A 22,144-nucleotide genomic window follows, 5' to 3' on the forward strand; every position below is an offset into this window, starting at 1 on the left:
TCCGCTGCGCGCCTAGACGCGCATCGGCATCAGCACGTAGAGCGCGTGGTCGTCCGTCATGTCGTGGATCAGCGTCGGCGCGCCGGCATCGGCCAGCATGAAGCGCGCCTCGCTGCCCGAGAGCTGCGCGGCGACGTCCAGCAGATATTTGGCGTTGAAGCCGATCTCGATCGGGTCGGCATCGTAGTCGGCCGCTACTTCCTCGGTCGCGCTGCCCGAATCGGGATTGTTCACCGTCAACGTCACCTGGCCGGAAGCAATCGAGAGTTTGACCGCGCGCCCGCGCTCGGACGAGATTGTCGACACGCGGTCAACCGCCTGGGCGAAGCTCTGCCGGTCGATGATGAGCTTCTTGTCGTTGCCGGTCGGAATGACGCGCTGGTAGTCTGGAAACGTGCCGTCGATCAGCTTCGAGGTCAGCACCACGCTGCCGATGGTGAAGCGGATCTTGGTGTCGGACAGCTCCGTCGTCACCGCCACGTCGGGATCGTCGACCAGCTTCTGCAGTTCGCTGACGGTCTTGCGTGGAATGATGATGCCCGGCATGCCTTCCGAGCCTGCCGGCGCCTCGACTTCGGCCCGCGCCAGACGGTGCCCGTCGGTGGCCACCGAGCGCAGCATCAACTTGCCGCCCTCTTCGTGGGCGTGAAGGTAGATGCCGTTGAGGTAGTACCGCGTCTCCTCGGTGGAGATGGCGAACTGGGTCTTTTCGATCAGGCCGCGCAGCGCCTGAGAATCCAGGCGGAAGATGTGGCTGAAAGATCCAGCCGAGAGCTCGGGGAAGTCGGCCTGCGGCAGGCACTGCAGGCGGAAAGACGAGCGGCCGGACACCACCGACATCGAGTTGCCGCTCTCGTCGACCTTCAGCATCACCTCCGAGCCGTCGGGCAGCTTGCGCACGATGTCGTAGAGCAGGTGCGCCGGCACGGTCGTCGCGCCGGTCTGCTCGACCACTGCCGCGGTTGCTTCCGTCACCTCCAGATCGAGATCCGTCGCCTTCATCTCAAGGCTGGCGCCGGAGGCCGACAGCAGCACGTTGGACAGGATCGGGATCGTATTACGCCGCTCCACGACGCGATGGACGTGGTTCAGCGACTTCAGGAGGTTGGAGCGTTCGAGTGTAACACGCATGACACGCAAGTCTCGCAGCAAAGCATTTCGGAGGCCGCGCCGCATTTCCCTCGATCGGGCCTGCCGGACGCGCAAATGGACAACGAACCTGACAGGAAAATGCCTGCGAAGGCAAGCCCGCAGGGAGGTTGCGGACCCGCCAAGGTGAGGTTTCTCAAGAGAAAAATAGCGGCCAGGCCGACAGATGGCTGCCGGCCTGCTGACTGCGCCGTCAGGCCTGTTCGTTGATGAGCCTTTTCAGCAGCTCTATTTCCTGCGCCATCGTGTTGTCGGCGCCCGAAAGACCCTCGATCTTGCGTACCGCATGAAGAACCGTCGTATGATCCCGGCCACCGAAGCGACGGCCGATCTCGGGCAGGGAGCGGGGCGTCATCACCTTTGCCAGATACATCGCCACCTGCCGAGGCTTGACGATGGTGCGGGTCCGGCGGTTCGAGAGCAGTTCCGTCTTCGAGACGTTGTAGTGGCGTGCGACGATGCGCTGGATGTCCTCGATGCGCACCCGCTTGGGCTCGCCGGCGCGGTAGACGTTGCCGAGCACCTCGTCGACCCAGGCGACCGACATTTCCGGCTCGAACGACTGGCGGAACAGGATCTGGTTGAACGCGCCCTCGAGTTCGCGGCCGCTTCCGGTCACCGCCTGTGCGATATGCGCGAGGATTTCCTCGGGAATGTCGAGCGAGGGCACTTCAGCCACCGCGGCTGCATGGCGCTGCTTTAGGATCGACAGCCGCATGCCATAGTCGGGGGTGGCCATTTCCAGCGCGACGCCGCCATTGAGGCGCGAGCGAACGCGCGGCTCCAGAGATTCCAGCTCTGAAGGCGGACGGTCGGCGGCAACCACCACCTGTTTGGCGCTGTCCAGCAGCATGTTGATGAGGTGGCAGAACTCATGCTGGATCGACTTGCCCTGCAGAAACTGCATGTCGTCGATGATCAGTAGGTCGATGTCGCGGAGCTGCTCCTTCAAATGCAGCGCGTAGTTGTCGCGGATCGCCGTGGCGAAGCGCCACATGAAATACTCCGCCGTCAGGTAGACCACCCGCGCATTGGGCTTCAGCCGGATCGCTTCGGCCGCGATCGCCTGCAGCAGGTGCGTTTTGCCGAGGCCGACCGAGGCATGGATGAAGAGCGGGTTGAAGCGCAGGGCGTTGGACGAGGCCTCGGCGACCGAGCGGGCGGCTGCGAAGGCGACGCGGTTGGATGGTCCCTCGACGAATGAGGCAAAGGTGTAGCGGCTGTCGAGCGGCGAGCCGAGCACGGACTGCTTGCCGGCAAGGTCGGCGCCGTTCATGCGCGGCTGCGCCGGCTTCTCCATGCGTGGGTGTGTTGGCACGGGTGCCTGCAGTCCGACGGAAACCTGGCGGTCCGCTTTTTTGGCCGGCGCGCGCTCTTCCTCGATCTGGGGTGCGGCGCTGCGCGTGGCAGAGCGGACGACGATCTCCAGCTTGAGCATGGCGGGGTCGCCCTGCTTCCACAGTTCGGCGATCAGGTCGAGATAGTGATTGTTGATCCACTGGCGCAGGAATGCCGTCGGCACGGAGAGCCGTATCAAGCCGCGGGAGGTTTCCGCGATCTTCATTCGACCGAACCAGCTCGAATAGACGTCGTTGCCAAGCCTGGCCTTGAGTTGCGCTTTTACGCGCTCGAAATTGGCCTCGGGCCCGCTCGCCGGCGTCATCCCCGTCCTCTCCTCGATCTGTTGTGCTGGAACAAACGTGGCCGGTTCGGCCCGCTCTGCAATGCCGCTGTGCATTTTTGCCTGACTTCCCTGTGTATTCGTTGTGGCGCTCCGTCGTCCGACTTGAAATCCGCATCCGGTGCGCGGGCGCCTTTTTTTGTCTTTGCCGTACCTCGTTACTCTCTACCGGCGTCGCATTCCTTTCATTCTCCAGACCGGCCATCCGCACTGGCCGGCTTCACTCACACACAAGACACAAGAACCCCTTCCCGAACTTGCGTCCGGGAACAAAATTGCGTCACAAATAAACAGTCCCCTTGCGTCGAACAGGCACAATCAACCCGTTCGCGAACTTGCGCCCACGCTAAGCTGTTGCCGCTGTCTGGCTGGGATCAGCAGGGTTTGGGCCTGCCCCATTCGATGTCCGGACTTTACCGAAAAGGCGGCGCGCAGGGCAAGAGACAGGTAAGGAATTTTTCACGATTCGGAGCGCAGATTCAGCTTGACGCACTGCGGGCGAAAGCCCCCGGTGAGAGAAGTCGTTACGATTCAAAACCTTTTGCCAGCGGTACTAAAAAGCCACCGTTTTTCACAAAAATGTCTTGACAGCCGGGTATCCGCTTTGGACTCGCCGGATATGCGGCTGCGGAATCGCAACCGCGAATAAGCGGCTGATTTTGAACGATATTTTATAAGCTTAAAAAGCTCGGGCGCGGCGGCAGCTTGTTCCGGTTCAACTCATGGATGAACAAGGCCAGGTTGCGCCGGCAAAAGACGGCCGGCTGCGCGGCACCCGCCGGAGCACATATACAGGCGCTTGCGCCACGCAAAACAAAACCCGGCGAACGGGTCACCGGGTTCATGTTTCGACTAAAGGATTAAAGCCCTTATCAGGCAGTCAGCGTCTTGAGCCGCTGGGCAAGGCGCGAAACCTTGCGGGATGCCGTATTGCGATGAAGCACGCCCTTCGAGGCAGCGCGCATCAGTTCCGGCTGCGCGGCGGTGAATGCCGCCTGAGCCGCTGCCTTGTCTCCGCTGGCCAGAGCTTCCTCGACCTTGCGGATGAAGGTACGAACGCGCGAACGGCGGTTCTTGTTGATCGCGGTGCGGCGGGCGATCTTGCGCGTTGCCTTTTTGGCCGAAGACGTATTGGCCATGATGCCTCTCTCTCACTATGTCACGTGAAGCGCCAGAACGGATCGATTCCGCTTGAACCTATCGTCTGGCGCAAAAACAAAGGGGCAGCCATAGGCCGCCTCAGTTGCGGCGGCTTATAGATGAGCTTTTCCGGCGCGTCAACGCTTCAATGCGTTGCTGCCGTTCTCAGCGATTGCGGAATGTCGCCGGCCGCTTTTCGGAGAAGGCCGCCATGCCTTCTTTCTGATCCTCCAGCGCAAACATCGCATGGAAAACCCGGCGCTCGAAGCGCAGCCCCTCGGTGAGCGTCGTCTCGTACGCCCGGTTGACGGCCTCCTTGTTCATCATCACAGCAGGCAGCGACAGGCCGGCGATCTTTTCGGCAGCCTTGACCGCTTCCTCGACCACGTCGGCGGCCGGCACCACGCGCGATACGAGGCCCGAGCGCTCCGCCTCGGCTGCATCCATCATGCGGCCCGTCAGGCACATGTCCATCGCCTTGGACTTGCCGACGAAGCGCGTGAGCCGCTGCGAGCCGCCCATGCCCGGCATGACGCCCAGCGTGATCTCGGGCTGGCCGAACTTCGCGTTGTCGCCGGCGATGATGAAATCGCACATCATGGCGAGCTCGCATCCACCGCCGAGCGCATAGCCGGAAACCGCAGCGATGATCGGCTTGCGGATGCGGGTCATGGCGTCCCATCCGGCGAAGAAGTCCGCCATATACATGTCGATGTAGGACTTCTCCTGCATCTCCTTGATATCGGCGCCGGCCGCGAATGCCTTCTCAGAGCCGGTCATAACGATCGCACCGATTGCCTCGTCGGCCTCGAAGGCCTGGAGTGCCGCGACCACTTCCTCCATCACCACGCTGTTGAGCGCGTTCAGCGCCTTGGGGCGATTGAGCGTCACGAGGCCTACCTTGCCGCGCGTCTCCACGAGGATCGTTTCATAGGCCATCGTTTCTTTCCTCCAAATGGGGTTTCGATGCGTGCCCAGATAGCTAACGTTGGCAGGACGGGCAATAGAAGGTCGAGCGACCGCTCTGTACGATGCGCTGCACCGTGCCGCCGCAGCCGGGCTTGCGGCAGGGCTCGCCCTCGCGGTCGTAGACGTTGAACGAATGCTGGAAATAGCCGAGCGATCCGTCGGCCTGCACATGGTCGCGCAGCGAGGATCCTCCGGCTGCTATGGCGTCGGCAATTACCTCGCGGATGGCTTCGGCAAGTCTCTCGCAGCGGGCGTTGGTACGGCCCGGCGGGGGAGCGATGGATCCGGCCTCGCGGCGCGGCGACAGGCCTGCCCGCCATAATGCCTCGCAGACATAGATGTTGCCGAGGCCCGCAATCAGCCGCTGGTCGAGCAGCGCCGTCTTTAGCGGCGCGCGACGGCCGCGCAGGAGGTCGCCCAGCATCGCGCCGTCGAGCGCGTTGCCCGTCGGCTCGATCCCCAGCCCGGCCAGTGACGGGTGTTCGTGAAGGGTTGCCCCCGGCGAAAACAGCATGAAGCCGAAGCGGCGTGGATCGTTGAAGACCACCCGGTTGGTCGCCCCCGCATCGTTTTCCAGATGGAAGACGACATGGTCGTGCGCCTCGTTCTTGGAGCGCTCATGGTGAAACACGCCCGGCACGGAATCATCGCTGCCCGCCAGGATGCGGAACGATCCGGACATGCCGAGATGGCAGATCAGCACCGGGTCGCGGTCGAGGTGCATTGTCAGATATTTCGCGCGCCGCCCCAGTGAGATCACCGAGCGCCCCGTCAGGCTCGCCACGAAGTCGGCGGGAAACGGAAAGCGCAGGTCGGGCCGCCGCTGTTCGACCGCGACGATGCGCGCGCCCTCGAATACCGGCTGCAGCCCGCGCCGGACCGTCTCGACCTCGGGAAGCTCAGGCATTGCCGGAAAGCTTGGCCCGGAAAGACGTGCCGTATTTGCCCGGCGCGATGCCGAGATGCTCGGCGACGGTTTCGCCAATGTCCGCGAAGCTGGTGCGCACGCCCATCGATCCGCCGTTGAGCCCAGGGCCGGTTCCCAGCACGGGCACCCGTTCGCGCGTATGGTCGGTTCCACGCCATGTCGGGTCGCAGCCATGGTCCGCCGTCAGCATCAGCATGTCGCCGTCGGCGAGCTGCGCGACCGCTTCCGGCAGGCGTGCGTCGAACGCTTCAAGTGCCGCCGCGTAGCCCAGCACGTCGCGCCGGTGGCCGAAATTCGTGTCGAAGTCGACAAAATTGGCAAAGACGAAGTCGCCGTCGCCTGCCTCGCGCATCGCCGCGAGCGCGGCATCGAACATCGCCATGTTGTTGGGGGCCTTGCGCAGGTCCGAGATGCCGCGATGCGCGAAGATGTCGCCGATCTTGCCGACGGCGAAGACCTTGCGGCCGGCGTCCGTCAGCCGGTCGAGCAGCGTCGGTTCCGGCGGCGGCGTCGCGAAATCCTTGCGGTTCGGCGTACGCTCGAAGTCCTTGGCGGTTTCGCCGATGAACGGGCGCGCGATCACCCTACCGATATTCAGCGCGTCGGCCAGCCTGCGTCCGGTGCGGCACAGCTCGTAGAGCCTCTCCAGGCCGAAATGTTCCTCATGCGCGGCGATCTGGATGACCGAGTCGCTGGAGGTGTAGCAGATTGGCTTGCCGGTGCGGATATGCTCCTCGCCGAATTCCTCGATCACGCCCGTGCCGGAAGCGTGGGCGTTTGCAAGAATGCCGGGGATATTGCCCTCGCGGATCAGTGCTTCGGTGAAGTCGGCGGGAAAGGCAGGCTGCGTATCGGGAAAATAGCCCCAGTCGAACCGGACCGGCAGGCCGGCAATCTCCCAGTGGCCCGAGGGCGTGTCCTTGCCGCTCGAAGTCTCTGTCGCCGCCGCATGGAAGCCAGAGGTGGCCTCTGTCGGCATCGGTCGGCCCGTGGCGAGCGCGGCAGCGTGACCTAACCCCAGCGCCCGCATGTTGGGCAGGTGAAGGGGGCCTTCCCGCAGGCCCGCGGCATTGCCTTCGCCGCGCGCGCATGCCGCTTCGATATGCCCGAACGTGTCCGATCCCTCGTCACCGAAAGACGCCGCGTCAGGCGCGCCGCCGATGCCGAAGGAATCGAGCACGAAAAGGAATGCGCGGGCCATGTAGTGGGTGCTTTCTGCCGGTTCGGTGACTTCCAAGACATAGGTTCATGCGCCGATCTTGGCAATTATGAAACCAAAGCAGCCGAAAATCCGCGCTGGCAACGGCTTGGAGCAGGAAACGTGGTTCGACACCGGACGATTTCGGGAGCGGGTGCTGCCGTATTTTTCGCATGCTGGATTTCAGGTGCGGCTACGGCGGCTGACGGAGGGCCCGCAACGCCCTTCCGGATAGGCCTTGTGGCTTCCGGCGGGGAGGGCGCGGCCGTCGAGGGCCTTTCGGCGATCAAGACGGCGTTCTCGAACGCGCTGTCGATGCCGGTCGAGGTGCTGGTTGCCCGTGACTATCCCGCGCTCATCGAAAGCCATCTCGATGGCCGGATCGACTATGCCATTTACACCGCGCCCGCCTATGCTGCGGCATCGATCCGCTGCGTTTGCCTGCGCCCGGTTGCGGCGCCCGTCGGCATCGATGGCTCGTTCGGGTTCCGTTCGGTGCTGATCGCTCGTGCATCCGAAGGCAACGAAGCCCTGAAATCCATTGCTGTGGGGCCGGATGACAGTCTGGCGACGCGGCTTGCGCCTCTGGCGTCCTGGCCCGGCGCCGCGGATGCGCTCGGGGCCGGCAGGTTTGTCCCAACCGAAAGCGCCAGCGAGGCCGAGGCCATGTTTCTCAGCGGCGCGGTCGATGCGTATTTCGGCTGGGTGCCGGCCGCGCCTGAATCTGGAGACGGGTCGCTGTCCGGCGGCTCCATCGACCGTCTTGCCTCAGCCGGTGTGGACGCTTCCGCTTTCGAGGTAACTTGGCACTCGCCCCTGCTGCGATACGGGCCACACGCCGTCCGCAACACGCTGGCGCAGGAGCAGGTCGAGGCGTTGCAGCGCCTTTTGGCTGGCGTCGTCGCCGATCGCGATCTCGCCTACTATCTGGAACGTCGCCATGGCGGCGGCTTTGCCATCGCCGCTCAGGAGGATTACCAACCTGTCATCGAGGCACTCGGCGCAGTCAGCAAGGCGATGTCGGCCAACTCTGCCTCGCCCGCAGAGTGATCGGCGTCGATCAGCAGTCGCTGCAGTCGATCTCCGCCGTCATGCGAGGGCGCAGGAAGTAGCTTTCATCCATGCTGATCCTGTCGAACGACGCGGCCAGTCCTATCGCGGCCTTGTTTTCCGCCGTCCAGGTAAGGACGGGCCGGTAGTCCAGGCCAGCGCTGACCTGGATCAGGAACGTGTCCCTGATTTTCAACGTCGTCGGAACCTGGGTTTCGGTGCCCTTTACCGGACCCTGCATGAATACGCCGTTCCGCATCCTGCGCGACCACTGCACAATCGCCTTGGGATTGGCCTTGTCGGTGAGCTTGATCGCGGTGACGGTGATGTCTGGCATGCTGCGATTGTAGGGCAGCAGGATCGCACCACCGATCTGCATGATCGCCTCCAGCTCGGAACGGTTGATGCTTTGCTGTTGCGTGATGAGATCGGCGACCATGGAGCCGATCCTGCTGACCTTCTTGTTCGCCTCAATGCCTTGCGCAACCTCCATCGTCACGAAATAGAGCGACAGAAGCAGGGGCGCGACCATGGCGAATTCCAAGGCGGCCACGCCGCGCCGGTCGCCAACGAGGCGAAGGAACTTCGCCTTAGTATTGACCATCCCGTTGAGAATAACGCGTTTCATGTTCATTCCCTGCTCTCCCCGCTAGAGCAACCTTTTATGCCCGGCCCATGCGCCGTCTATTCCTCGAATGGCTCGTTCTGCCAGGTGACCGTTGCGTAGTGCAGCGTCTTTCCATCCTTCAGGTTCGACATCGACTTGCGCAGGAAATCGGTCATCACCGGCCAGCGGTAGAATACCCGCAACTGGTTCTTTGAAAGCGCCTTGCCTGGGTCGATCTTGAAGCCCTTGGTGTCGATATCGTTGTCCTTCGTGAAGGCGATACGCTGCTGTGCAGCCTGTGCGAATGTGTTGAAGCTGCGCAGGTCGATCTCGAGGCCGGGACAACCATCCGACACCACGATCTCCAGCCGGTCGCAGATTTTATTGCGCACCAGGTTCTTGTCGGCCTCGACATCGGCAATCTGTATCTGGCCGGTGCGGAACTGGCGGGCCACGTCGTCAGTGATGCTGGACATGAGCTGCTGGGCTGCAAACGAGATGCAGCTTTCCAGGATCGCGAACACGAGCATGGCGAACGGAATAGCCAGCGCCGTGAATTCGATCGCGACGCTGCCTTTCGCATCTTTTACGAAATGACGCAGAAAGCCTGGTCGCCGCGGCTTGCCGCGCGTCTCGACTGGTTTTTTCTCGCTTGCATCATGCATGGTGGCACCCTGCCGGTGGTATCTCATGGCAGGACCATACAGTAGGCGGGTTGAGGGGCCGTTTTGGCGAACTCTCAAATTGAGCGGCCAAAGTCAGTCCTTCGTTAACGCTTATTCGGAGTAGCGACGCATCTCCGCTTCCGAGGTCGTCTCGGCCTCGTTCTTGAACGAGGATTCGCAATACGGGCTGCAGGACAGGGTCTGTACGTCGGAGCGACGATAGATGCGCACGGAATTGGCCAGATGCCGCGATACGACGATCTGCTCGTCGACGATCGGAGCGCCGTCATTGTCCAAAACCACAAGATTGGTCACGCCGAAGCCTTTGCCGGTAAGCACGATTGTCGATGCGTCCTGAACGGAAGCGTCGGCGATCGCCGGATTGCCGATGACGATCGTGTCGGCAGGGCGCGCGAGCTTGACGATCTTGGCCTGGTTCATCTGAACCTGGATCGGTTCGCCTGCAAGGGTTTGGGCCGGCAGTGCCACCGCGCTCGCCAGGGCCATGCCCGTTACGAAATTGATCCAGCGCCGCGCCATGCGAGTTCTCCAGGTCTTGGACAGTTGAAGGAAAAATGAAGGATATTGGTGAACCGACCGTTAAGGCGCGGTATCTCTGGCGATTCATCTGTTTTTTGACATCAAAAACGGCTAGAGACGCGCCATGGAAATGAACGACACGATTACGCGCGAAACAAACCTGCCGTCCGAGGCGCATGGCGCAGCGCCCCGCAAGGTCTTCGTCAAGACTTACGGCTGCCAGATGAATGTCTACGATTCCCAGCGCATGGCGGATGCGCTCGCTGCGGAAGGCTACCAGCCTACGGCCGAGATCGAGGACGCCGACCTGGTGCTCCTGAATACCTGCCATATCCGCGAAAAGGCGGCCGAAAAGGTATATTCGGAGCTCGGCCGTATCCGCCAGCTCAAGGCCGAGCGCGCCGCCAGCGGCCGTGAGACTCTGGTCGGCGTTGCCGGCTGCGTCGCACAGGCCGAGGGCGACGAGATTCTCCGTCGCGCGCCGGTGGTCGATCTGGTCATCGGCCCGCAAACCTATCATCGCTTGCCACAGGTCGTGCAGAAGGCGCGGGCGGGCGAGAAGGTCGTCGAGACGGAATACGCCATCGAGGACAAGTTCGAGCACCTGCCTGCGCTGGAGCGCAAGGCGGTGCGCAGCAGGGGCGTCACGGCCTTTCTCACCGTCCAGGAAGGCTGCGACAAGTTCTGCACCTTCTGCGTGGTGCCTTACACGCGCGGTTCGGAAGTCTCGCGTCCGGTCTCTCAACTCGTTGCGGAGGCCGAGCGGCTTGCGGAAGCCGGCGTTCGCGAGGTCACCCTGCTCGGGCAGAACGTCAATGCCTGGCACGGCGAGGGTCCGGATGGCACCGAATGGGGCCTTGGACAACTGTTGTTCCGCCTTGCCGAAATTCCTGGCCTTGCGCGGCTGCGCTATACCACCAGCCATCCGCGCGACATGGACGATGCGCTGATCGCCGCCCATCGCGATCTGCCGTCGCTGATGCCCTACCTGCATTTGCCGGTTCAATCGGGATCGGATCGTATCCTGAAGGCGATGAACCGGAAGCATACCGGCGCCGATTACCTCCGGCTGGTCGACCGCATTCGCGCCGCGCGACCAGACATTGCCATGTCCGGCGACTTCATCGTCGGATTTCCGGGCGAGACGGATGAGGATTTCGAGGACACGATGCGGATTATCCGCGACGTGACCTACGCGCAGGCGTTTTCGTTCAAATATTCGCCGAGGCCGGGAACGCCTGGCGCCGATTTGCCGTTACAGGTGGCCGAAGACGTCAAGAATGAGAGGCTTCAACGCCTGCAGGCCCTGGTGGCCGAACAGCAGACTGCTTTTGCGGCAAGTCTTGTCGGTTCGGAAATTGACCTGCTGATTGAGAAGCCCGGCCGAAATGCGGGTCAGCGGGTCGGCCGCTCGCCTTGGCTTCAGCCGGTAATTGTTGATGAAATGGCCGGCGAAATCGGTGACATTGTCAGAGTGCGAATCACGAAAGCGGGTCCCAACAGCCTTTTCTCCGAACCTGTGACCGGAGACGGGCGTTAATCAGGAGAGACGTTTGAGCGCCGCAACAGAACTGAAAGCACCGCCCGCCGGGGCCTCCGACATGGCGCATATCGTTCTGACCTTCGACAACAACAAGCACGCGAGCGCGCTTTACGGCCAGTTCGACGAGAATCTGGCCCGGCTGGAGCAGAAGCTGGGCGTCGATATACGCTCGAAGGGCAATCAGCTATCCATCAAGGGCGATCCGGTCGTTGCCGAGCAGGCGCGGCGCGCGCTGGATTATCTCTACGAGCTCCTCCAGAAGGGCGCGGACGTCTCTCCCTCCGAGGTGGATGGCGCGATCCGCATGGCGATAGCCGTCGACGATCAGCTCACGCTCCCGACGCTTGAGCGCAAGGGCAAGGTGGCGGCAGCGCAGATCGCCACGCGCAAACGCACGATCTATGCGCGTTCATTGAACCAGGACGCCTATATGCGGGCGCTGGAGCGCTCCGAACTCGTCTTCGGCATAGGGCCTGCCGGCACCGGCAAGACCTATCTGGCGGTCGCCCATGCGGCGATGCTGCTCGAGCGCGGCATGGTCGAGCGCATCGTGCTGTCGCGCCCGGCCGTCGAGGCCGGCGAGCGGCTTGGCTTCCTGCCCGGCGACATGAAGGAGAAGGTCGATCCTTATCTGCGGCCGCTCTATGACGCGCTCTACGACATGATCCCCGCCGACAAGGTCGAGCGGGCGATTGCGGCTGAAGTTATCGAGATCGCCCCGCTGGCCTTCATGCGCGGCCGCACGCTGCGCAACGCGGCGATCATCCTCGATGAGGCGCAGAACACCACGCCGATGCAGATGAAGATGTTCCTGACCCGCCTCGGCGAAGGCGGTCGCATGATCGTCACCGGCGATCCGAGCCAGATCGACCTGCCGCCAAACACCAAGTCGGGCCTCGTCGAGGCGCTTCAGGTGCTGGACGGCGTTCCGGGCATCGTCACCGTTCGGTTCAACGACGTGGACGTCGTCCGTCACCCGCTGGTCGCCGAAATCGTCAGGGCCTACGACGCCCATGGTTCCGGCGCCGACCGCAAGGGTCGGATCGACGTTTGACGCACTGATATCGTCATGATCGACATAGACATCGCGATCGAAGCCGGCGCGTGGCCGGCCGAGGATGAGCTTTCGGCGCTTGCCGGTCCGACTGTCGACGCGGTTCTGGCCGAATTCGACCTGAAATCGGCAAATGCGGCCGAACTTTCGCTGCTTTTCACCGACGACGCGCATATCGCCGTGCTCAATCGCGGCTGGCGCGGCAAGGACAAGGCGACGAACGTCCTGTCGTTCCCGGCCTTCGAAATCGCCCCGGGTGACCCGCTTCCGGCGATGCTGGGCGACATCGTGCTGGCCTTCGAGACGATTTCTTCGGAGGCGGTACTGGAAGAAAAGCCCTTCGAGCACCATCTCAGGCACCTGATCGTGCATGGCATGCTGCATCTTCTCGGCTACGACCACGAAACCGACGAAGAAGCCGAGGAAATGGAAGCGCTCGAACGGCGCATACTCGCCGGACTTGCCATTCCTGATCCATATGGATAACTGAAAAGGTCAAACGACCGAAAGACGATGAACGAAAACGCACAATCTGCCGCTGTTGCGGAGCAGGGCGGCGAACAGGGCTCCGACCAGTCAGGCGAGTCCCAAAGTACGCCCGCCGGACGATCCGGCACCAAACCCTCATTATTCGAACGGCTGGCTGCGCGGTTTCGTCCGCGCAATGGGTCGAGCTTGCGTGAAGACCTGGCGGATGCTTTGTCCGAACAGGCGACCGGTACCGTGTTCTCGGTCGGTGAGCGTGCCATGCTCAACAACATCCTGCGATTGCGCGAGTTGCGCGTCGAGGATGTCATGGTGCCGCGTGCCGACATCGAGGCCATCGAACTGTCGACTGCGCTTGGCGATCTTCTGACACTCTTCGAGGAGTCGGGCCGCTCGCGCATGCCGGTCTATCAGGAGACGCTCGACGATCCGCGCGGCATGGTCCACATCCGCGACGTCGTGGGCTACATCACCCGCGCGGCCAAGCAGAAGAAGGGCCGCGCCACGCGTAAGACCCCGGCACTGCCGCTCGATCTGGCCAATGTCGATCTCGGCAAGCCGATCGGCGATCTTGGCATCGTGCGGCCTGTGCTGTTCGTGCCGCCTTCGATGCTCGCCTCCGACCTCATGACCCGCATGCAGGCTGCGCGCATCCAGATGGCTCTGGTGATCGACGAATATGGCGGCACCGACGGTCTCGTTTCGCTGGAGGACATCGTCGAGATGGTCGTCGGCGACATCGAGGACGAGCATGATGAGGACGAGGAGCCGATGATCACCCGCACGGGCGACGGCATTTTCGTCGTCGACGCCAAGGCGGAGATCGAGGATGTGGCCGAAGCCATCGGCGAGGCCTTCACCGGCGGTGAGCACGAGGAATATGTCGACACCATCGGCGGCATGATCTTCAACGCGCTCGGCCGTGTGCCGGCGCGCGGCGAGGTCGTGCAGGCCATTCCCGGCTTCGAGTTCCACGTGCTTGATGCCGATCCCCGCCGCGTCAAGCGGGTCAGGATCGTTCAGGGCAGGGCTGCGGATCGCCGCAGGGCGCGGATGGTCACGCGCGACGAGCCCTTGCCGCCGCCTGCCGAAGTCAAAACGCCGGAAAAGCAGAGCGCCTGATCAAGCAGCCGACGGCATCGCCGTCACTTGCTGAAGATCGCCTGTTCCGAAATCTGGATGCCGGCCGGTCCGAGGATGACGCCGAAAAGCACCGGCAGAAAGAACAGGATCATCGGCACCGTCAGCTTGGGCGGCAACGCCGCTGCCTTCTTCTCGGCGATGTTCATGCGCATGTCGCGGCTTTCCGCCGACAGGACGCGCAGGGCGTGGGCAACCGGCGTGCCGTAGCGTTCGGCCTGAACCAGCGCCTGCGTCACCGATTTCACGGCCTCAAGTCCCGTGCGCGCCGCAAGGTTGTCGTAGGCCTGCTTGCGCTCCTGAAGGAACGACAGTTCGGCATTCGTCAGCACGAGCTCTTCGGCCAGGTCGACCGATTGTATGCCGATCTCGTCCGCCACACGGCGGAACGCGGCTTCCACCGATATGCCGGATTCCACGCAGATCAGCATAAGGTCCAGCGCGTCTGGCCATGCTTTCTGAATGGATTGCTGGCGCTTGGTGGCCCGGTTCCTGACGTAGAGGATCGGAGCGTAAAAGCCGCCATAGGCGAGCAGAATGCAGACGAACAACTTCATCAGCGGCGACTGCTCGGAGAGGCCTCCGAGCACGAAGATGTAGACGAGGCCGAGAGCCAGTCCGATGAAGGGCAGGACAAGGCGGAAAAACAGGAATTTCGTTAGCGGGTTCTGGCCGCGGAAGCCGGCGACCTTGAGCTGCGCTGCGGTTTTCTCGTCTGCAAGCAGGCGCCGGAGATCGAGCCTGTCGACAATGTTTCGCATCCCGACTGACTGTTCCTCGCGCAGGCCCTTGCGCCTGCGGTCGGCCTCGGCGGCAAGCCGTGCGCGTTGCTTGGCGCGCAGCTCGTCACGCTCCAGCGCAACCGACTTCATCCGCGCCTTGAGCGGATTGCCGCTGAGCGCGGGAAGCGCGGTGAACATCGTGACGAACACCGCGACCGCGACCACGATCGAGATCATCAGGCTCGGATCGGATATGGATTTGGCGATCTGGTCCAGCATGGTGACGCTTCCCTGAGGCTAGACTTCGAAATTGATCATCTTGCGCATGACGAAGATGCCGATCGACATCCACACGCCGGAGATCGCAAGGATGAGATGCCCTGTCGGATGGGTGAACAGCGGCATGATGTAGTTCGGGCTCGACAGATAGACGAGCAGCGCAACGAGGAACGGCAGCGCGCCCAGAATGACGGCGGAGGCCTTGGCTTCCATCGACAGCGCCTGGATCTTGGCCTTCATCTTCTTGCGGTCGCGCAGCACCTTGGAGAGGTTGCCCAGCGCTTCGGAGAGGTTGCCGCCGGCCTGGCTCTGGATCTGGATGACCACGCCGAAGAAGCTGGCTTCCGCGCAAGGCATGGTTTCGGGCATGCGCATCACCGCTTCCGGCAGCGAGAGGCCGACTTGCTGCGACTCGACGATGCGGCGGAATTCGGTCCGCACGGGCTCGGGTGACTCCGCCGCGATCAGCCGCACGGAATCGTTGAGCGGCAGGCCCGACTTGACCGCGCGCACGATGACGTCGAGCGAGTTGGGAAACTCGTGGAGAAATGCCTTCACCCTGCGCGCGCGCATGAATGAGACGACCCAGCGCGGGATGCCGAAGGTTCCCGCCAGGAAAACGCCGGGCAGCACCAGCGGCGGTACGCCCACGATGAACAGCAGCGCCGTCAGGACTAGCCCGCAGATGACGGAATAGATGTAGAAGCGCTGTATGCTGACTTTCATGCCGGCCTGGCGAAGCTGTATCTTGAGAGGTGGCTTCTTGGTGCTGAGGGCGCGGGTTTTCTGCTTGGTTTCCAGCTCTTTGAGCGAATCCTGCACGGATTTGCGCCGACGTGCCGCCTCGGCAACGCGGTCCCGCGACGCCTTGACCGTGGCGCGATCCGTGTCGGCGCGCTTGATGGTTTCCAGCCGCTTGCCGGCCTTCTTCTCGTTCTCGATCGATGTGAACAGCAGGGCATAGGCAAGCGCACCGACGCTGAGCGTTGCCAGCGCGATGAAGGCCAGAACGGTGCTGTCCAGTCCGAACATCCCAGTCTCCTATGCAGTGCCTGCCGTGCGGACGTGCCCGATCACTGCGCTTCCTTTTCCATCGCTTCCAGCGCGTTGGCGAGCCGCGCGTCCTCGCCATAGTAACGGGCGCGATCCCAGAACGCCGGGCGGCCGATGCCGGTCGACACGTGCTCGCCGATGATACGCCCCTGCGCGTCTTCGCCCTTGATGTGATAGAGGACGATGTCCTGCGTGATGATGACGTCGCCTTCCATGCCGATCACCTCGGTGATGTGGGTGATGCGGCGAGAGCCGTCGCGCAGGCGCGTGCCGCCTGGATGATGACATCGATCGAGCCGACGATGATCTCGCGCACGGTCTTCTGCGGCAGGGCGAAGCCACCCATCGCGATCATCGATTCCATGCGGTTGAGGCATTCGCGCGGGCTGTTGGAGTGGATGGTACCCATCGATCCGTCGTGGCCCGTGTTCATCGCCTGCAGAAGATCGAACACTTCAGGGCCGCGCACCTCGCCGACGACGATACGTTCGGGACGCATGCGCAGGCAGTTCTTGACCAGGTCGCGCATGGTGACCTCGCCCTCGCCTTCGAGGTTTGGCGGGCGGGTCTCCAGTCGCACCACGTGCGGCTGCTGGAGCTGCAGCTCGGCCGAGTCCTCGCAGGTGATGATGCGTTCGTCGCGGTCGATATAGTTGGTCAGGCAATTCAGCAGGGTGGTTTTACCGGAACCCGTGCCCCCGGAAATGACCACGTTGCAGCGGACACGGCCGATGATCTTCAGAACTTCCGCGCCTTCGGGCGTGATCGCGCCGAACCGCACGAGCTGGTCGAGTGTCAGCTTGTCCTTCTTGAATTTGCGGATCGTCAGTGCGGTGCCGTCGATGGCGAGCGGGGGTGCGATGACGTTGACGCGCGAACCGTCGGGAAGACGCGCGTCGCAGATCGGCGAAGATTCGTCGACGCGCCGGCCGACCTGGCTGACGATGCGCTGGCAGATGTTCAGAAGCTGCTGGTTGTCGCGGAAGCGGATGGTCGTCTGCTCGACCTTGCCGCCCACCTCGATGTAGACGTTCTTCGAGCCGTTGACCATGATGTCGGCGATGTCGTCGCGCGCCAGCAGGGGCTCGAGCGGCCCATAGCCCAGCACGTCGTTGCAGATGTCCTCCAGCAGTTCTTCCTGCTCGGAGATCGACATCGCGAAATTCTTGATCGCAATGATGTCGTTGACGATGTCGCGGATTTCCTCGCGCGCGGAATCCGCGTCGAGTTTTGCCAGCTGCGACAGGTCGATCGTGTCGATCAGCGCCGAGAAAACCTGGCTCTTGGTATCGTAATAGCTATCGCTGCGCTCGCGCGGAGCGCGCTTCGGAGGCTCCGGCGCAAGCGGCGGGGCCTCGATGGCGCGCTTCGGGGCTGCGGGGGCGGCACTTGCACCGCCTGCGGCCTGTTGCGGGCGTGCGGGCGCAATTGTCGTCGTGCTCGTGGCCGCCTCGCGGGGCGCTGCGGGCGCGGGCGCCGGTGTTCCGGCAGGCCGGAAAGCCGGTGTCTCGCTCTGTCCGCCGTCGTTGCCTCTTTTGCCAAACATTTCCGCGCCGATCCCGCTTTTCTCGAATTATTTCTTGAGCTTCAGGCGTTCCAGCAGGTCGCCGAGCCCCGGCTTTTTCTTCGACTTGATTTCCGAGCGTCCGGTCAGCACATGCGCCACCTCGTTGATCGTCTTGACGATCGCGTGCTGGGCATCCATCTCGCTCAGCATCCTGCCGTTGTTGGCGGCGTTGCCGAAGAGAGCGGGATCGAAGGGGATCACCGCCATCGGCTCGAGTTCCAGCGGGTCGGCAAAGTCGGCGGCGCTGATCTCGGGTCGTTTGGGAACACCCGCCTGGTTGATCACCAGTTTCGGCGGCCCGTCGTTCGGCCGCAGCTTTCTCAGCGTGTCCATCAGGTTCTTGGTATTGCGCAGGTTCGCGAGTTCCGGCGTTGCCGTGATCACCACCTGGTCCGCCTGCGTCAGCACGTTTTTGGTCCAGCCGTTCCAGACATGCGGCACGTCCAGCACAAGCAGCGGCGTGCTTCGCTGGGCAACGTCGATGATCTGGGTGAAAGCCTCGGCGTCGAAATCGTAGGTGCGGTCCAGCATCGACGGCGCCGCCAGCAGTGACAGGCGCTCGGCGCACTGCGCAAGCAGGCGATCGAGATAGGTCTCGTCGATGCGCTCCGGTGAAAACACGGCTTCGGCGATGCCTTGCGCCGGGTCTTGGTCGAAATTGATGTTGGCGGTGCCGAAAGCCAGGTCGAGATCGGCCACCAGCACTTCCGAGCTGAACAGCGTCGACATGCTCCAGGCCACATTGTGTGCGACAGTGGAGGATCCGACGCCACCCTTGGCGCCAATGAAGGCGATGGACTTGCCAAGCGGCTCGGCCTGCGGGTCAACGAAGATCGACGAGATCACCGAGACGATGTCAGCCATGGAGATCGGGGCGACCACGTATTCGGAAATGCCGAACCGGATCAGCTCGCGATAGAGCCATACGTCGTTATAGTGACCGACGACGACCACCTTCGAGGAAGGGTCGCAGACCTCGGCCAGCCTGTGCAACTCCGCAACAAGCTGCTTCGGCTCGTCGCGCGACTCGACGATGATCAGGTTCGGCGTTTGCGCCGAGTGATAGAAGTCGATCGCGGTGCCGATACCGCCCATGTGCACCTTCAGGTGCGCCTTGGACATCCGCCTGTCGGCAGCGGCCCGCTCGATCGGGCTGGCAACGCTCTCCGTCTCGCAGAATGCCTGGATGGAGATGCGCGGAACCGGCCGCAATTCGCTCATGGCGGCGATTTCGTTTTCGCTGGCGGCGTCGGAATCCGTCGTCGCGTCGTAGGCGAGATTACTCATGTCATGCGCCCCCGGTATCCATCAGTATTCGACTTCCTGGTCCCAGCCGCTTGTGCGACGCCGGTATTCGTCGATCGACGTCCCTCGGCGTGTGCTGTCCACTTCGGACTGCTTGCGCGGTCCGAGGAAATCGGCCGGATTAGCCACTTGCGCTGCCAGGTTGTTCTGGTAGGAGCAGCCGAAATTGGCCCAATGCTTGTTTTCCGAATCTTCGAGCAGGTCGGCCGGCCACCGGCCGCACTGCCCGGTCGAGGCGGTCATCTCGGAGTAGATCAGCCGGATCGGCGCGTTGTCGCCATAGCTCGCCGCCTCATAAGGCTGGTGAAGTATGTAGCCTTCTGGCACGCCCGCCGCGCGCAGCCGCTTGACCATGTCGGCGGAAACCAGCGATGCTGCATTCTGGTTAGGTGAGCCGTAAGGCGTCAGAACTGTCACCACCGGTGCTGCGGATCGGTCGTAGTCGGCGATGAAGCCGTCCACGGCCGCGCGCTGCATGCGGGAAAGGCCTCGGTCCATCAGGCCGACGGGAATATCGATCTTCTTGTCCTTCTCGCCGATGACGATCGGATGCGAAGTGCGATAGTCGTCCGGAATGGAGCCGACCTGGATGCTGTCCCGGTTGGCGCAGCCCGCCATCAGGAGCGCGGCGACGGCTGCCACCAGGGTCAGGCGCGGCGCATTGTTCAAGAGCACGTCAGACATGATCCACTCCGATCACTTGTAGATGAAGCCGACGACGCCGTGATAGCGCCCGGCCGGCCTGTCGGTCTGCATCGACCCGTAAACGCGGTTGACGCGCCCGAGGAAGATGCCCGCGCCGTCGCTTGCAGGGGTGAAATTGTCGTCCGGCTTTGCCAGCGCGGTCCGCGCCACCGGCTTGGAGATGTAAGGGGTGACCAGGATGACCAGCTCCGTCTCGCTGCGATTGAAGTCGCGGCTGCGGAAGAGCGTGCCCAGAACGGGAACCTGCGACAGGCCGGGTATGCGATTGTAGGTCTGGCGCACATTGTCCTGGACAAGCCCGGCGATCATCATCGACCCGCCAGAGGGCAATTCGACCGTGGTGTCCGCCAGGCGCTTGCGCAGGGAAAGGATGTTTTCGCCAGCAACTTCGACCGCGCCTTCGGGCGTCGGTTCGGAAACCGATGTGCGTACGCGCAGGCTGATCCGCCCCGGCGACAGCACAACCGGCTGGAATTCGAGACCGATGCCGTATTCGATCTGGGTCAGCGTGCGGACGAAGCGGCCGTCCTCGTTCTCGACATTGGTGATGACGTTGTATTCGCCGCCTGCACGGAACGTTGCCTTCTCGCCGGAAACGGCGGTGAGTGTCGGTTCCGCCAGTGTCCGCATGACGCCGGACTGCTCCATGGCATTGACGTAGCCCTGCAGCAGGTCCGCACCGCCAAGTCCCGTTCCCGCGCGTACGAGCTGGGAGGGGTCGAGCATGTCGAAACGGAAGCCGTCTGTCTGCGCCACCATGTTCACGCCGAGCTGTTTCATGACGGCGCGACTCACCTCGGCAACGGTCACCTTGAGCGTCACCTGGTCTTCGCCGATCACGCGCAGCATGTTGACGATAGCGCTGCGTCGACGTCCGCTGTCCGGATTGTCGATGGCCACGCCGGCCGCAGCGTTGCCTCCCGCCGCAGTCTGCGAATACTGCCCCGTTGTCGCCTCGCCGCCGCTCACGAACAGCGTCGCAAGGTCGACTGCGCGCTTGGCATCCAGGGGGGTCTCGACCGTGCCCGTCAGCACGACGTTGTCGTTGACCAGTTCCGCTTTGATGTCGGAATTCGGCAGAAAGCGCCTCAGGTGGCTTTCAAGACCGGCGACGTCGCGCTCGACCCGCAGGTCGAGGCTGGCGATCTGCTCCCCATTGGGGCCGAAAACGAAGATGTTGGTTTCGCCCACCTGTTTGCCGAACAGGTAGATGCGCCGCGCGGTGCGGGTTACGGCGTCGGCGACGCCCGGGTTCGCAACCAGTATGTCATAGGCGTCGCGCGGCAGGTCGATGACGATGGATTTGTTGAGGCCAAGCGAGATGCGCTGGCTGGTCCCGGCATTGCCCACGGTAACCATGCCCTGCGCATGGGTATCTGTAGCCGTGGCAAGTAGGCCTAAACCGGCCCCAGTGGTTGCCGACAGTGCGATCAGCGACACCGCGGCGGCGCGCAGCAACGTCCTTGCCGTTCCCAATTCCTTCAAGGCTTTCATTTGCGAGCCCCCACTTCGCTCATCTCTCCGGACTTGATAAGGCGCACGGTTCCGCGCCTGCCTTCGCCGGAGACCAGATAATCTGCTTGGTCTTCAATCACTTCCTGGGTGTCGACGATCGCCCGGAGCGAAAGCGCGAGCCGGTCAGCCATCTGCTGGGCGACCGTGATGATCTCCGCCTGCTGCGGTGTCAGTTCCAGTGTGGCTGTGTCGCCAACGCGCACGCGCCGGCCTTCCTCGTCTTCCTGGATCGCCTGGTCGATGGCGAGAACCCGGATATTCTTGAGAATTGTCTCCGTCACGTAGGCGTCACCGCCGCCTTCCTGCGCCGATGAACGGCGGGTCATGATCACGTCGACATAATCGTTTGGCAGGATGAAGCCGCCCGCCGAGGTATCGGCTGCGATCTGCGTCGCCACGGCGCGTTTGCCTGTCGGCAGGATAGACGACATGAAGCTCTGGCCTTCGCCGATGAGCTTGGACCGCCGCAGTGGCTCGCCCTCATAGATAGGCACGCGTGCGATTGCACCCTTGAATTCTTCCAGGGCTTCCGGGTCCGCGTCGCGTGTGATGAAGTTCTCGTTGATGCCTGCCGAAGGCCAGGACTGCCAGCTCAGGCTGTCGCCGAGCGTTGCGCCCATCGCCACATCGCCGTCTAGCACCAGCACCTCGGTCAGCCGGATTGCCGGCTCGCTCGGCGCACTGCTGACGATCTGTGCGGGCGGTGCCGACATGTTCTTGGCGATATAGCCTGCGCCGAGCGCCGTTACGACGGCGACGCCAAGAATGATCACACGCGTTGGAGCCATTGTCCGAACCTCTTACTCGGCAAATCCCATAGCCGAGCCGGACTTTGCGGTTCCAATCGT

At 62.9% G+C, this 22,144-nt stretch carries 20 protein-coding genes and 1 pseudogene; 5 read left to right on the forward strand and 16 right to left on the reverse strand.

All coding sequences use genetic code 11. The features are described 5' to 3' along the window. Positions 1 to 12: 12 nt before the first annotated feature. The 6 genes from dnaN to ACVJNE_RS09125 form a co-directional block, all read right to left on the reverse strand. On the reverse strand, positions 13 to 1,131 hold the full coding sequence (gene dnaN / locus ACVJNE_RS09100; RefSeq protein WP_421928291.1) for a DNA polymerase III subunit beta: 1,119 nt from the start codon (positions 1,129 to 1,131) through the stop codon (positions 13 to 15). Between the two features lie 211 nt (positions 1,132 to 1,342). Next, entirely contained in the window at positions 1,343 to 2,887 is a 1,545-nt protein-coding gene (gene dnaA / locus ACVJNE_RS09105; RefSeq protein ID WP_379013731.1) for a chromosomal replication initiator protein DnaA, read from the reverse strand. A gap of 815 nt (positions 2,888 to 3,702) precedes the next feature. Continuing rightward, positions 3,703 to 3,969 (reverse strand): 30S ribosomal protein S20, encoded by a 267-nt coding sequence (gene rpsT / locus ACVJNE_RS09110; RefSeq protein WP_173187993.1) that lies wholly within the window; start codon positions 3,967 to 3,969, stop codon positions 3,703 to 3,705. A gap of 166 nt (positions 3,970 to 4,135) precedes the next feature. Then, a complete protein-coding gene (locus tag ACVJNE_RS09115; RefSeq protein WP_499564851.1) occupies positions 4,136 to 4,909 on the reverse strand; it encodes an enoyl-CoA hydratase in 774 nt (257 codons plus the stop codon). A gap of 43 nt (positions 4,910 to 4,952) precedes the next feature. After that, positions 4,953 to 5,846, reverse strand: coding sequence for a bifunctional DNA-formamidopyrimidine glycosylase/DNA-(apurinic or apyrimidinic site) lyase (gene mutM / locus ACVJNE_RS09120; protein ID WP_499564853.1), 894 nt, complete (start codon positions 5,844 to 5,846; stop codon positions 4,953 to 4,955). Then, positions 5,839 to 7,068: a phosphopentomutase gene (locus ACVJNE_RS09125; RefSeq protein ID WP_499564935.1), complete on the reverse strand. Its 1,230-nt coding sequence runs from the start codon at positions 7,066 to 7,068 to the stop codon at positions 5,839 to 5,841. Before ACVJNE_RS09125 ends, mutM begins: the two co-directional genes overlap by 8 nt. A 237-nt stretch (positions 7,069 to 7,305) precedes the next feature. Between ACVJNE_RS09125 and ACVJNE_RS09130 the strand changes: the two genes are divergently transcribed. After that, positions 7,306 to 8,115 (forward strand): phosphate/phosphite/phosphonate ABC transporter substrate-binding protein, encoded by an 810-nt coding sequence (locus tag ACVJNE_RS09130; RefSeq protein WP_499564855.1) that lies wholly within the window; start codon positions 7,306 to 7,308, stop codon positions 8,113 to 8,115. Positions 8,116 to 8,125: 10 nt separating this feature from the next. Here ACVJNE_RS09130 and ACVJNE_RS09135 read toward each other — a convergent pair whose 3' ends face one another. From ACVJNE_RS09135 to ACVJNE_RS09145, 3 genes are all read right to left on the reverse strand, one after another. Continuing rightward, positions 8,126 to 8,749 (reverse strand): TadE/TadG family type IV pilus assembly protein, encoded by a 624-nt coding sequence (locus ACVJNE_RS09135; RefSeq protein ID WP_499564857.1) that lies wholly within the window; start codon positions 8,747 to 8,749, stop codon positions 8,126 to 8,128. Positions 8,750 to 8,799: 50 nt separating this feature from the next. Continuing rightward, positions 8,800 to 9,387, reverse strand: coding sequence for a TadE/TadG family type IV pilus assembly protein (locus ACVJNE_RS09140; protein WP_173187986.1), 588 nt, complete (start codon positions 9,385 to 9,387; stop codon positions 8,800 to 8,802). Between the two features lie 111 nt (positions 9,388 to 9,498). Next, positions 9,499 to 9,894, reverse strand: a complete 396-nt coding sequence (locus tag ACVJNE_RS09145; protein WP_376769148.1) for a pilus assembly protein N-terminal domain-containing protein — start codon at positions 9,892 to 9,894, stop codon at positions 9,499 to 9,501. A 157-nt stretch (positions 9,895 to 10,051) separates the two neighbouring features. Between ACVJNE_RS09145 and miaB the strand changes: the two genes are divergently transcribed. The 4 genes from miaB to ACVJNE_RS09165 all read left to right on the forward strand — a co-directional run bounded on the left by miaB (position 10,052) and on the right by ACVJNE_RS09165 (position 14,132). After that, entirely contained in the window at positions 10,052 to 11,467 is a 1,416-nt protein-coding gene (gene miaB / locus ACVJNE_RS09150; protein ID WP_499564859.1) for a tRNA (N6-isopentenyl adenosine(37)-C2)-methylthiotransferase MiaB, read from the forward strand. A 61-nt stretch (positions 11,468 to 11,528) separates the two neighbouring features. Next, positions 11,529 to 12,524, forward strand: a complete 996-nt coding sequence (locus ACVJNE_RS09155) for a PhoH family protein (protein ID WP_499564937.1) — start codon at positions 11,529 to 11,531, stop codon at positions 12,522 to 12,524. 15 nt (positions 12,525 to 12,539) lie between these two features. Continuing rightward, complete coding sequence (gene ybeY / locus ACVJNE_RS09160) at positions 12,540 to 13,010, forward strand: rRNA maturation RNase YbeY (RefSeq protein WP_499564861.1); 471 nt, start codon at positions 12,540 to 12,542, stop codon at positions 13,008 to 13,010. A gap of 27 nt (positions 13,011 to 13,037) precedes the next feature. Further along, positions 13,038 to 14,132 carry a hemolysin family protein gene (locus tag ACVJNE_RS09165; RefSeq protein WP_499564863.1) on the forward strand — a complete coding sequence of 365 codons (1,095 nt, stop codon included), beginning with the start codon at positions 13,038 to 13,040 and terminating at the stop codon, positions 14,130 to 14,132. 23 nt (positions 14,133 to 14,155) lie between these two features. Here the strand turns inward: ACVJNE_RS09165 and ACVJNE_RS09170 are convergent, their stop codons facing one another. The 7 genes and pseudogenes from ACVJNE_RS09170 to cpaB form a co-directional block, all read right to left on the reverse strand. Continuing rightward, positions 14,156 to 15,151: a type II secretion system F family protein gene (locus ACVJNE_RS09170; protein ID WP_499564865.1), complete on the reverse strand. Its 996-nt coding sequence runs from the start codon at positions 15,149 to 15,151 to the stop codon at positions 14,156 to 14,158. 18 nt (positions 15,152 to 15,169) lie between these two features. Further along, positions 15,170 to 16,183, reverse strand: a complete 1,014-nt coding sequence (locus tag ACVJNE_RS09175; RefSeq protein WP_421928306.1) for a type II secretion system F family protein — start codon at positions 16,181 to 16,183, stop codon at positions 15,170 to 15,172. 41 nt (positions 16,184 to 16,224) lie between these two features. Next, positions 16,225 to 17,750: pseudogene (locus tag ACVJNE_RS09180) on the reverse strand (TadA family conjugal transfer-associated ATPase). A gap of 27 nt (positions 17,751 to 17,777) precedes the next feature. After that, the gene (locus ACVJNE_RS09185; protein ID WP_173187972.1) at positions 17,778 to 19,058 is read right to left on the reverse strand and encodes a CpaE/TadZ family protein; all 1,281 of its coding nucleotides are present in this window, start codon (positions 19,056 to 19,058) and stop codon (positions 17,778 to 17,780) included. A gap of 21 nt (positions 19,059 to 19,079) precedes the next feature. Next, positions 19,080 to 19,760, reverse strand: a complete 681-nt coding sequence (locus ACVJNE_RS09190; RefSeq protein WP_499564868.1) for a CpaD family pilus assembly protein — start codon at positions 19,758 to 19,760, stop codon at positions 19,080 to 19,082. Positions 19,761 to 19,772: 12 nt separating this feature from the next. Beyond that, positions 19,773 to 21,275 carry a type II and III secretion system protein family protein gene (locus ACVJNE_RS09195; RefSeq protein WP_499564870.1) on the reverse strand — a complete coding sequence of 501 codons (1,503 nt, stop codon included), beginning with the start codon at positions 21,273 to 21,275 and terminating at the stop codon, positions 19,773 to 19,775. Beyond that, the gene (gene cpaB, locus ACVJNE_RS09200; RefSeq protein ID WP_499564871.1) at positions 21,272 to 22,084 is read right to left on the reverse strand and encodes a Flp pilus assembly protein CpaB; all 813 of its coding nucleotides are present in this window, start codon (positions 22,082 to 22,084) and stop codon (positions 21,272 to 21,274) included. Before cpaB ends, ACVJNE_RS09195 begins: the two co-directional genes overlap by 4 nt. Positions 22,085 to 22,144 lie beyond the last annotated feature (60 nt).

Source organism: Mesorhizobium sp. DxT, assembly GCF_058448885.1.

What these genes read in the sequence shown, in the direction of transcription:
- dnaN (WP_421928291.1), bottom strand. Translation starts at nt 1,131, where the DNA reads ATGCGTGTTACACTCGAACGCTCCAACCTCCTGAAGTCGCTGAACCAC.
- dnaA (WP_379013731.1), bottom strand. Translation starts at nt 2,887, where the DNA reads ATGCACAGCGGCATTGCAGAGCGGGCCGAACCGGCCACGTTTGTTCCA.
- rpsT (WP_173187993.1), bottom strand. Translation starts at nt 3,969, where the DNA reads ATGGCCAATACGTCTTCGGCCAAAAAGGCAACGCGCAAGATCGCCCGC.
- ACVJNE_RS09115 (WP_499564851.1), bottom strand. Translation starts at nt 4,909, where the DNA reads ATGGCCTATGAAACGATCCTCGTGGAGACGCGCGGCAAGGTAGGCCTC.
- mutM (WP_499564853.1), bottom strand. Translation starts at nt 5,846, where the DNA reads ATGCCTGAGCTTCCCGAGGTCGAGACGGTCCGGCGCGGGCTGCAGCCG.
- ACVJNE_RS09125 (WP_499564935.1), bottom strand. Translation starts at nt 7,068, where the DNA reads ATGGCCCGCGCATTCCTTTTCGTGCTCGATTCCTTCGGCATCGGCGGC.
- ACVJNE_RS09135 (WP_499564857.1), bottom strand. Translation starts at nt 8,749, where the DNA reads ATGAACATGAAACGCGTTATTCTCAACGGGATGGTCAATACTAAGGCG.
- ACVJNE_RS09140 (WP_173187986.1), bottom strand. Translation starts at nt 9,387, where the DNA reads ATGCATGATGCAAGCGAGAAAAAACCAGTCGAGACGCGCGGCAAGCCG.
- ACVJNE_RS09145 (WP_376769148.1), bottom strand. Translation starts at nt 9,894, where the DNA reads ATGGCCCTGGCGAGCGCGGTGGCACTGCCGGCCCAAACCCTTGCAGGC.
- miaB (WP_499564859.1), top strand. Translation starts at nt 10,052, where the DNA reads ATGGAAATGAACGACACGATTACGCGCGAAACAAACCTGCCGTCCGAG.
- ACVJNE_RS09155 (WP_499564937.1), top strand. Translation starts at nt 11,529, where the DNA reads ATGGCGCATATCGTTCTGACCTTCGACAACAACAAGCACGCGAGCGCG.
- ybeY (WP_499564861.1), top strand. Translation starts at nt 12,540, where the DNA reads ATGATCGACATAGACATCGCGATCGAAGCCGGCGCGTGGCCGGCCGAG.
- ACVJNE_RS09165 (WP_499564863.1), top strand. Translation starts at nt 13,038, where the DNA reads ATGAACGAAAACGCACAATCTGCCGCTGTTGCGGAGCAGGGCGGCGAA.
- ACVJNE_RS09170 (WP_499564865.1), bottom strand. Translation starts at nt 15,151, where the DNA reads ATGCTGGACCAGATCGCCAAATCCATATCCGATCCGAGCCTGATGATC.
- ACVJNE_RS09175 (WP_421928306.1), bottom strand. Translation starts at nt 16,183, where the DNA reads ATGTTCGGACTGGACAGCACCGTTCTGGCCTTCATCGCGCTGGCAACG.
- ACVJNE_RS09185 (WP_173187972.1), bottom strand. Translation starts at nt 19,058, where the DNA reads ATGAGTAATCTCGCCTACGACGCGACGACGGATTCCGACGCCGCCAGC.
- ACVJNE_RS09190 (WP_499564868.1), bottom strand. Translation starts at nt 19,760, where the DNA reads ATGTCTGACGTGCTCTTGAACAATGCGCCGCGCCTGACCCTGGTGGCA.
- ACVJNE_RS09195 (WP_499564870.1), bottom strand. Translation starts at nt 21,275, where the DNA reads ATGAAAGCCTTGAAGGAATTGGGAACGGCAAGGACGTTGCTGCGCGCC.
- cpaB (WP_499564871.1), bottom strand. Translation starts at nt 22,084, where the DNA reads ATGGCTCCAACGCGTGTGATCATTCTTGGCGTCGCCGTCGTAACGGCG.